Consider the following 2,246-nt stretch of genomic DNA (forward strand, 5'->3'; position numbering starts at 1 on the left):
GGATACCTCGTCCGTTGGTGAGGGTGGTGTCATGGCTGTTCGCCATGAGCGGGACATAGGTACCGGTCGATGCTGTCCGATGGAAGAACACTGGCCGAACTCGGCCCGAAGAAGCCGCTCCCCCGGGCCCCGCCTTCGTGGGCGGGGCCCGGGGGCGTACCGATCAGGTCAGGTCAGCTTCACCGACGCGTCGTCGACCAGGAACGCGGTCTTCCCGCTCGTCGAGTGCGCGACCAGTTTGATGCCCACCGTCGAGCCGAACTCGGCCGCCACGTAGGGCGTCAAGTCGAAGGACTGCAGCCGGTAGCCGTCGGTCGCGTCCAGGTTGGTCCATGTCTTCACGGTCGCCAGGTAGTTGCCGCTCCACTGGTCGTACAGCTCCAGCGAGAGCGTGTCCGCCGCCGGGCCTCCGGGCGCGGAGGCCCCCTGGGCGCTGCCGGTGATGTTCAGCCAGAAGGAGAGGTGCTCCCTGGTGTACCCGGGGGTGGTCTCCACCCACTGGGTGATGGAGTCGTCGGTGGCGGTGTTCTGGCCGAGCCACGCGTACGTCGAGCCGCTGTGCGCCTGGTGCGCGGTGGAGGGCGTGATGATGTTGTATCCGGACGCGTTCCAGACGCCGTGGTCGGCGGTGTGGTTCTCGAAGCCGGGGTCGTTGAGCTGTTCGATCGGGGTGCAGCCGATCTGCGGGCCGTGGAAGAACCCGGCCCTGAAGGTCTGGCTCTGGGTGTTGCCCTGGTCGTCGCGGCCGGTCACGGTGATCGTCTTCCAGCCGGTCGCGTGCGTCGTGCCGGTGATGCGGCCGGTCGCCGGGTCGATCCGCAGGCCGGCGGGCAGGCCCTTGGCGCCGTACGTGATCGGGCGCCCGGCGCGGTCGGAGGCGAGCACGGGGATGTCGACGGGCTTCCCGCTCTCGACGGTCCGCTCGCACGGCTGGGTGACGAGGAGCGGCGCGTTCCCGAAGACCGGGTCGTCGCCCGTGCACAGGTGGTCGTAGTTGGACCAGGTGGTCTGCACCGGGAAGACGCCGGTGGAGAGCGTCAGGTTGAACATCCCGCCGTTGGCGCCGACCGGGATCCAGGAGCACTTGTCGGCGTTCTCCTGGCCGGTGGCGTCGGTCCAGGCGCCGGAGGCGTTCTGGTCGGTGATGGTCTCGGCGTACTCGTGGCCGCCGATGATGCCGTAGCCGTCCAGGCGGCCGCGCGCCCCGGGGTTGATCCAGTTGGTGCCGCAGTTGGGCACGTCGGTCAGGTACGGCATGAGGGTGTAGGCGAGGGTGCCGGCCGAGCTGCGCATGAAGGTGTGCCAGGCGCAGTAGCCGAGCTCCTTCCACTTGTCGGAGTCCAGGCCCTGGCCGGTGTTGATGACGTACTGCACGTCCCGGTTCCGGTTCGGGTCGCCGTTGCCGAAGTGCTGGGCGGCGGCGACGACTTCGGCCGCGATCTCCGGCTCGGTGGCGGCCTTCGGCGCGGGCTTCGCGTTGTCCACCCAGACGCCGGCGAGGGTCTGGCCGGCGACCGGCATGCCGACGTGGTTGGCCTCGGGCGGGCAGGAGGACGTGCCGGGGGCGATGCCCTCGCAGTACTGGGTCATCACCTTGGACCAGGTGTCGGTGGTGCTGCCCAGGCCCTTGAAGAACTCCTGCTGGTACGGCGCGGCGCCATCGGGGTCGCCGGACAGCGTGACGTCACCGGTGGCCGGGTCGGTGCCCGGGGTGCCCCACTGGCTGCCCCAGTAGATCAGGTAGACCTTCGGCTGGCCGGTGGTGACGCCGATGGAGTCCTGGCCTCCCCGGTAGGTCATCTGGAGGTCGTAGTTGTTGCGCGGGGACGCGGCGGCGTCGCGGGCCTTCGCGGCCTGCCGCTGGGCGAAGGTGTCGGCGTTGGGCATCACGTGCGGCCGGACGGAACCGGCCTGCACCCAGGTGCCGTTGATCTGCCGCCAGCCCTCGGCGGCGGGGTGCGGGTCCTTCGGGGCCGTGGCCGAGGTCGGCGACTGGGCCGAGGTCTCCGGCCGGTCCTGGGCGAAGGCGGTGCCGGTGCCGCCGACTGCGGCGAGGCCGAGCGCGAGGGCGCCGAGCAGGAACTTTCCGAGGGTTCCGCCGGGGCGTGAGCGTGCTGAGGGCACAGGTCGGTCCTGACTCTCTGTCGGGAGGTGGGGGGAAGTAACAGCCGCCCGTGCGCTGCCCGTTGACGACGCGCGGCGCGGCATGTGAAATGACACATGTCACCGATCACATGGGTCAAGAC

At 70.2% G+C, this 2,246-nt stretch carries 1 protein-coding gene; it reads right to left on the reverse strand.

The window, feature by feature from the left end:
• Positions 1 to 168: 168 nt before the first annotated feature.
• Positions 169 to 2,124: an Ig domain-containing protein gene (locus J0670_RS40415; RefSeq protein ID WP_207816973.1), complete on the reverse strand. Its 1,956-nt coding sequence runs from the start codon at positions 2,122 to 2,124 to the stop codon at positions 169 to 171.
• Positions 2,125 to 2,246: the final 122 nt, after the last annotated feature.

The organism is Streptomyces sp. FH025, assembly GCF_017427025.1.
Taxonomy (GTDB): Bacteria; Actinomycetota; Actinomycetes; order Streptomycetales; family Streptomycetaceae; genus Kitasatospora.